The organism is Bacillus sp. CCB-MMP212 (genome assembly GCF_022748145.1).
Lineage (GTDB): Bacteria > Bacillota > Bacilli > Bacillales > Bacillaceae_G > Bacillus_A > Bacillus_A cereus.
Genome location: NZ_JALDQE010000019.1, coordinates 47,003 through 55,315 on the forward strand (window position 1 = coordinate 47,003; position 8,313 = coordinate 55,315).

Here is an 8,313-nt window from a genome sequence, read left to right on the forward strand (position 1 = left end):
AGTTAGAACGCTAGGTCTTTTCGTCTATCGCTAGACAGTTGACGCTCTAGCATTCATGCCACCTTATGGTAACACCCCAAGTATGTTTTTGGTTGGTACTTGAAACGAACTATCGTTTCCCCACTTGCACCACCCTTTCGAAAAAGAGCAGTTCCTCCTTGTGGAAGAAGCCACCACTCAGATGAATCCGGCGTGTGCTACAAGCCCCGACAAGTCGAGTACACATGGATGGTTGACGCACCCACTAAGCTATGCGCGAAGCAACAGCCTTACGTTTTTGCACTTCTAATAGAATCGGCGTTTTCACTTTGAGATTGTCATCCAATTCTACAACTTTTGATTTTTGCAATGTATTCAGAGCACCGTTAATATCAGCATGGATACATGTTCCTGCTTTACTTTGGTACAGACCACGAGTGATTCGTTTGCCACTAAAGCGATAATGCATCCTATCATCCTTAGACCAAACTGGAACCGGATCTTTATCAAGAAAACTAGCTTTTGAAGTATAGCTTTCTTCTTGTTTTAAAAATCGGATGCCTTCTTTTACACATTTATTCTCAATTGCTGCAAGCAGTTTATGCAATGGGATTTGAACAAATGTTTGATTATTCTTTTTTCCCATATCAGATTTTTGTTTCCAACCAGCGTTATACCCTACGACAACCGTATCTATGCCAAATGCTTTCACTTTTTTGAACAACAGACCTACCGTTTGTGAAATGTAACCATTTATTTGTCTTTCTCGTTTATGCCAAAGTGCAGCCATTTTGTTCGTTACAACGCGTTTTGAAAGTCCATTTTCAATATTTTTCTGCTGGAGATTACGTATCATTTTGTTGAAGTATTGGTTTATGGATTTTAATTTTTTTCCATCAATTAAGAAAGCATCACCTGTATTTGTCACGTAACTTACTAATCTATCTACACCTAAATCGCAACTTAAAGCGTTACTCGTAGTCGTGGGTTGTTTCTTCATTTGAGAAACGTACATTTCATATGTGTAATGCACCTCAAAGAACCGACCTTTTTGCTTCGGTACAATCTCAATGTAGGAGATTTTTTTATGTCTTAAGTTTTTTGGCATACATATTTTAATGGAACCGAATTTTTTTCTAAATGCAACATTCATCGGAATCATCCAATACCCGTTATCATCCACTTTTGGAACTTGATAGATTTCAATAATTCGTTTGTCCGTTGAACGAGAATAATTCGGAAACTTAGGACGACCTGTGAATGTTTCAGGTTTTTTCTTCCACTGTTCCATTGCTTTAAAAAAGCTTTTTACGTCTGCATATAAGGCTCTACGAATCGCTTGGACAGAGTTTGATTGAATGCCCCAGTAGTTCATATCGGCTTGCATGGCATTGTCCACTTCTTTTACAGTAGCCATCTTGTTATGATTCAAGTAACTTTGTTTAATCGTGTACAATCCAACATTTCGCAACGCTTTTGAACTATGTGACATGCGTTGCAGTAAGCGGAATTCTTTTGCAGTCAGGCAAGCTCGTCCGATATTCTGTTTCTGCGTGAATCGTTGCATGGTTTCTCTTTTCTTTTGTTTACGTAATACTTTCACTGCTTTCTTTCTAGTCATTGTTTTCACCACCTTTCTCAGAGTGTTCAGCCTATTGACTGACAGCAATCATAGAACCGAGTCGCTCTAAAATATTTGCTAGAAAAAACGTGTGTACACTTTGTTGCGAAATAACTGTAGCATTTCTTTCATACTTAATATCCTTTCTCTCGACAAAATTTTATTATTCTAGTCATTTCCCGGAAGTTATATTATATTTTTCGACTATTATCCAATCTTTTCCTTCTACATAGAGAACATTATAAAAAGACTCTTGTCATTTATACAAGAGTCTTTTTATTTAACTTCGCTTTACGTAATGATATGTAGCTAAGATTTTTTTACGTCTCGCTAACTTTTTTAATTCTATAAATTTCGGATCCACTTTATTTATTTTAAAAATGTATCACACATCCACTTATAAAATTTTTCTTTCTCTTCAAATTGTGGATAATGACCTGATTTCTCAAAAGTAATAAATTCTTTTTGATCTGCTTCAATCGTATCAAAATATGTTTTTGCCGCATGATATGAAGTGTTATAGTCATATTTCCCCATAAGAAAATAAAGCGGTAATTTCATTTTAGTCACCTTAGTAGGCAATAGATTCTTTAAATCCTTTTCTAATAAGACAGTTTGAGAATGTGATAATCCAACGTTATAACGAATTACATCTAACAAGTTATATTCATTACTAAGTAACATCCCGATATTATCACCATCTGGATTTTCAATAAGTCTTGATGTTCCACCATATTTCGCAACATAATTTCTCGGAGTATATGTATCACCATTTTTAATTTTTTCAGTCAACCCATTTAAATAGGAAACCTCATCTGTATTCCCAGCATTTTGTGCCTGTTCAATTACATAGTTTAAACTATCCATTTCACTTTCTACTGTATCACTCATCTGCCCTATGCCAACATATGCTTCATATTTTTCAGGAGCATTATTGGCAGCTTGCATTCCGATATATGTACCATAAGAATGACCAACCAATATTACTTTTTCTTTACCAAGACGTTTTGAAACATAATCTGTCATAGCTAATAAATCTTCTACAAGAAGATCTGATGTAAGATTCGAATAGTCTTCAAAGAAATGATACGACTTCCCGCTCGCTCTTTGATCGTAATTAACAACTGTGAATTCCTCTTCCAATAAGTTTTGGTATTTTTGAGCATATGGTATTTCTGAAGTACCTGGTCCACCATGTACAAAAATAATAACCGGATTGTTCTTATCTTTGCCACGTATCATAATTTCATGACCACTTCCATTGATCTCTACTTGCTCTAATGTACTTATACTGTTTTTCCCCTTTATTTGCGCAGTCCATGTAGGAAATACTAATGATACGATTACTAATAGTGTAATGGTAGCACCAATAAGTTTTATTAATTTTTTTATCTTCTTCATAAGTAGTCTCCTTTCTTTTAAATTTATAAAAATATCAATTTAATTCTGCACAACTACCTCAAAATAATAGGAATATATAACAATTACACTCTTCAATTTCACCTTGATCTTTTGCACATTCTTAATATCCCATACACTTCTTAACTTTCCGCTATATAAACTCTTAATATTTTCTTAATTTTCAATACACGATTCATAGAAAGACTCGATCACAATGTATTACAAATATAGAAAAAAGCCCTTGTTTTCTAAACAAGGACTCTTTTCATAAACTATTTAGCTACCTCTTCTTTCGGCATTACCATACCTTTATAAAGTTGAACAGTTATCCAGTAATAAATGAAATAAATGACTAAGAAAATTCCTATTGGCACCCATACTTTTACAAACGGGTCAACTAATATAAAGCTGAATAAGTTAAGCCCAACTAAAACGTGGGAAATTCCAATAATTGCTGGGAAGATAAATAAATATGAAATTTCTTTATATATACTTTTCGTTAACATACTACGTCTTACGCCGATTTTTCGTAACATTTCATAACGTCGTACGTCACGAGAAGCACCTGTTAATATTTTGAACATCAGGGAACTTGCCATCATTGCTAAAAAGGCAATTCCGAGGAAAAATCCCATAAACATTGTTCCACTCATGAAGCTGTTCATAAACTGATAAATTGTCATTTTCGTAAATAAGTCTACCTTTTCACCTGTTGCTTTTTCAATTTGTGCTTTTTGTCTCTTGTCTATTTCGATCAATAACGGTTTATATTTTTTCATATCATCTACTTTTGCTAATGTTACAGTGTGTTCTGTTCCTTGAATTCCTTTATAATGCTCTTCGTCTGCAATTCTTACTGGTTTTCCGCTAAATTGATTATGCGTAATTTGTATCTCTCTTACAACTGCGTCTTCCCAATCCTTTGGCATACGAGGGAATTTTGCTAATTCAGGAGCCTCTAAAGCTGAATATACAGGTTCAGTTAAAGGTTCAGTCACACGTTTACGAACAGGCTCTTTTAACGTTTTTGTATCAAAATGGTCTGAAACAAGTGGTGGTTTCGCAGTTAAGTCGTTACGTAAATAATAAACCGCTTCTCCATCTACTTTATATTTGTACTTGCTTTCTTCAACAATTTCCATTTCTTTTAAGGCAGCTTTGTCTTGATCATTCGGATCATGAATTACAACATCATATACACGAGAAAAGTCTGTCATAATACCTACATTTTTTTGGAACGCCATACCTGCCGTCATCGCACCTGCGCCTAATGCAATTAACATCGCTACCGTACCTAATACTCTTGATAAACTATTTACGCGAAAGCGTAGCTGTGCATATGTAAAACTATTTAAGCCTGTTTCATTTCGTTTTTTATTCCCTTTAATTTTCATCACAAAAAATGGGAGCAATGAACTAAAAATAAAATATGTTCCAAGTGTTGTAACGATTGTCGCTATTATAAAACCGACTTCAGCAAACATTTTTATATTTACCATAAAGTAGTATCCTGTACTTACTAGCAATATACCGAGTACTGTCATTATAATAATACGAGTTTTACTTTTCTTCACTTCATCTAGTGTTTCATCTTCACGAATTAACTCTAGTTCAGTTTTACGTAACAATCGGACACTGTTCATTAAGCCAGTAATGAAAAATAGTATTAAAAAGAAAATAGTTGTAACTAAAATTGCTGGTGTGTATACAGATGCATAACTACCTTTTGCTGAAATTTCCATTCCATTCATTAAAAAGTTTCCTGCTACACTTGCAAGTAACATCCCTACTAAAATACCGATAATAATACTGACAATACCCATACCGAATGTTTCAATAAATAATAACTGTGCTACTTTTTTCTTTTTTGCACCAAGCATCATGTACATACCGAGTTCTTTTCTTCTTAACGTGAGTAAGAAAGAGTTGGCATATATAATATAAAATACAGTAATGAAAGATAATAGTATTGCACCTACCCAAAAGACGAGTCTAATACTACTAATTAGGCTATTATCTTTCGTAAATTCACTATTCATCGCCATTGTTTGGAACATGTAGAAAATACTAATACTAATAACGAGGCCAATAAGTAAAACCATATAATCTTTTAACATCTTTTTCATACTATGACGTGATAATTTAAATAACATAGTTTCGCCCCCTACTTAGACTCAGCAGCTGAGCCCATATGAGCGAGCACACCTAAAATGTCTTGATAGAAATTCTCTCGAGTGCCTTGACGATTTAATTCTTTATAAAGAAGACCATCTTGAATAAATAAAATACGCTCACAATAACTTGCACTGAATGCATCGTGTGTAACCATTAAAATACTTACATTATGATTTTCATGTAAATCTTGCATCGCTTCTAATAAACTTTTTGCATTTTTACTATCAAGCGCGCCTGTCGGTTCATCTGCTAATACAATTGCTGGATTATGTACTAAAGCTCTTGCCGCCGCTGTTCTTTGCTTTTGTCCTCCAGAAACAGCCGTCGGATATTTTGTTAAAATTTCAGTGATGCCTAATTTCTTCGCAACGTCATTTACCTTTCCAGTAATCTCACTTGATGGTACGCCTTGCAAAGAAAGTGGTAAAGCGATATTTTCATAAATTGATAAATTTTCTAGTAAGTTAAAATCTTGAAAGATAAAACCTAATTTTTGAGAGCGAAAATCAGATAACGCATTGCCCTTCATAGAAGTAATATTTGTACCAGCTATCGTCACACTACCACCTGTCGCTTGGTCAAGTGTACTTATCACATTAAGTAAAGTCGTTTTTCCAGAACCAGAAGGTCCCATGATCCCGACAAATTCTCCTTCTTTAATACTTAACGATACACCCCTTAATGCTTTTGACTGATTCTCATTTCTTTTCCCATACGTTTTTTCTACACTTTCTACAGTAACTACATTTGTTGACATCTCTTTCACTCCATCCCTTTTGTATAAAATCAATTTCTCACATATTTCTTATTATTTTGTCATGTAAATTCTTAAGAATTTTTTAATTATTCACCCAATAAGAGTTACACCCTTAACATGAACCTATTTCCTACTTCATATTCTCATTTTTCTACAACTCGTTCCCTCGATTTCGCTTACATTTACCTTACATTTTTGTAAGATAAAAAAGAAAACACACTAATTTCTAATAGTGTGTTTTCTTTACAATCAATATTTTCTATTCTTTATTTCTTCTTCAATACTTGCCACAAATAAATCTAGCGCAACAACTTCTGACTTCTCTTCTCCATATTTACGTACATTTACAGCTCCGTTTTCCATTTCCTTATCCCCAATAACAAGAACATACGGTACTTTTTGTATTTGTGCTTCTCTTATTTTATATCCTAATTTTTCATCTCGTGCATCTTGTTCAACACGAACTCCAGCTTGTTCTAATTTAAGTGCAATCTCATTGGCATATTGTTCATGTACTGCATTTGAAACTGGAATTACTTTCACTTGAACTGGTGCCACCCATGCCGGGAACGCCCCTCCAAAGTGCTCAATTAATATTGCTAAAAAGCGATCTAATGACCCTAAAACTGCCCTGTGAATAACAACTGGTCTTTTCTTTTCATTATTTTCATCTATATAATTTAAATCAAATTTCTCTGGCATTTGGAAATCAAGCTGGATTGTTCCGCACTGGTGACTTCTATTTAAAGCATCTTTAATATGAAAATCAATTTTCGGCCCGTAAAATGCACCGTCACCTTCATTTAGTCTATATTTATAATTTAGCGATTGTAATACATTTTCTAATGCTGCTTCTGCTTGCTCCCATAATTTATCATCACCCATTGAATCTTCTGGACGAGTAGAAAGTTCTACTTCATATTCGAATCCAAAAGTTTTATATACGTAATCAATCTGCGCCATTACTGATTTAATTTCATTTTCAATTTGTTTTGGAGTTACAAATAAATGTGCATCATCTTGGCAGAAAGTACGTACTCTTAATAATCCGTTTAACGCACCACTAAACTCATGGCGATGTACTTGACCAAATTCACACATACGAATCGGTAATTCACGATAAGAATGCAATTTATTTTTAAACATAAGCATGTGCCCTGGACAGTTCATCGGTTTTAATGCAAAACTTTTATTATCTACTTCAGAGAAATACATATTATCTTTATAATGTCCCCAGTGCCCTGATTTCTCCCATACTTCTTGGTTCATCATGAACGGAGTGCGTACTTCTTGATAATTGTACTCTTTTTGAATTCCTCTTAAAAATGCTTCCAATTCGTTACGAATCATTTGTCCTTTCGGTAAATAAAACGGCATTCCCGGAGCCTCTTCAGAAAACATAAATAACTCAAGCTCATTGCCTAACTTACGATGATTTCTTTTTGCTGCTTCTTCAACGAAATGTAAATACTCTTCTAATTCTTTTTGAGAAGAGAATGCAACACCATATATGCGCTGAAGCACTTGGTTATTACTATCACCTCGCCAATATGCACCGGAAACATGAGTTAATTGAAATGCTTTCAAATAACCTGTTGATGGTAAATGTGGCCCTCTACATAAATCTACAAATTCACCTTGTTTATATAGTGTTACACTTTCCCCACTAGGAATTGCTTCTAAAAGTTCTAATTTCAAGCAATCGTTCATTTCTTGAAACAGTTTTGCTGCTTCTTCTCGAGAAACCTCAACTCGTTCTATCTTTATATTTTCATTTATAATCTTTTTCATTTCTTTTTCGATTTTTCGTAAATCTTCTATGTTTACACTACTTGGAAGATCCATATCATAATAAAATCCATTTTCAATAACAGGCCCTACCCCAAGATTTATATCACCATACATTCTTTTTACAGCTTGCGCTAAAATATGTGCCGCAGAGTGTCTTGCAATTTCTACACCTTCATTTGAATCTATAGTAATGATTTCTACTTCCGCATTTTCTTCAATATTTCGGCGTAAATCATATAATCCATCATTCACTTTCCCCCCGACTGCTTTCTTTTTCAAACTACTACTAATAGATCCCGCAATTTCTTCTAAAGTAATTCCTTTTCCAAATTCTTTCACGCTACCATCTGGAAATTTAATTTCAATCATTTGTTCTTTCATTTTTCATCTCTCCATTTCATAATAAAAAGCACACTCATCCCTAAAATAGGGACGAGCGTGCTTATACCCGTGGTTCCACCCAGATTCCCATCACAAAATGCAATGGCTTCTTTTACGGTAACGTCGTTTATACGGCACTAGATACTTAATTTCCCTAGGGCAGCTCTAAGGTGGTAAGTTATTTTTCTGCGTTAGGAAGTTCTCAGCT

General features: G+C 34.3%; 5 protein-coding genes and 1 pseudogene. All 6 read right to left on the reverse strand.

Annotated features, from left to right (window positions below):
• Positions 1-244: 244 nt before the first annotated feature.
• Positions 245-1,600, reverse strand: coding sequence for an RNA-guided endonuclease TnpB family protein (locus tag MRP26_RS29240; protein ID WP_078400266.1), 1,356 nt, complete (start codon positions 1,598-1,600; stop codon positions 245-247).
• Between the two features lie 43 nt (positions 1,601-1,643).
• Positions 1,644-1,732: pseudogene (locus tag MRP26_RS29245) on the reverse strand (MFS transporter); the annotation flags it as partial.
• A gap of 237 nt (positions 1,733-1,969) precedes the next feature.
• Positions 1,970-3,001: an alpha/beta fold hydrolase gene (locus tag MRP26_RS29250; protein ID WP_242807380.1), complete on the reverse strand. Its 1,032-nt coding sequence runs from the start codon at positions 2,999-3,001 to the stop codon at positions 1,970-1,972.
• Positions 3,002-3,273: 272 nt separating this feature from the next.
• Positions 3,274-5,154: an FtsX-like permease family protein gene (locus MRP26_RS29255; RefSeq protein ID WP_242807381.1), complete on the reverse strand. Its 1,881-nt coding sequence runs from the start codon at positions 5,152-5,154 to the stop codon at positions 3,274-3,276.
• Between the two features lie 11 nt (positions 5,155-5,165).
• Positions 5,166-5,933 carry an ABC transporter ATP-binding protein gene (locus MRP26_RS29260; RefSeq protein ID WP_000106426.1) on the reverse strand — a complete coding sequence of 256 codons (768 nt, stop codon included), beginning with the start codon at positions 5,931-5,933 and terminating at the stop codon, positions 5,166-5,168.
• A 249-nt stretch (positions 5,934-6,182) separates the two neighbouring features.
• On the reverse strand, positions 6,183-8,105 hold the full coding sequence (gene thrS / locus MRP26_RS29265) for a threonine--tRNA ligase (protein WP_197241499.1): 1,923 nt from the start codon (positions 8,103-8,105) through the stop codon (positions 6,183-6,185).
• Positions 8,106-8,313 lie beyond the last annotated feature (208 nt).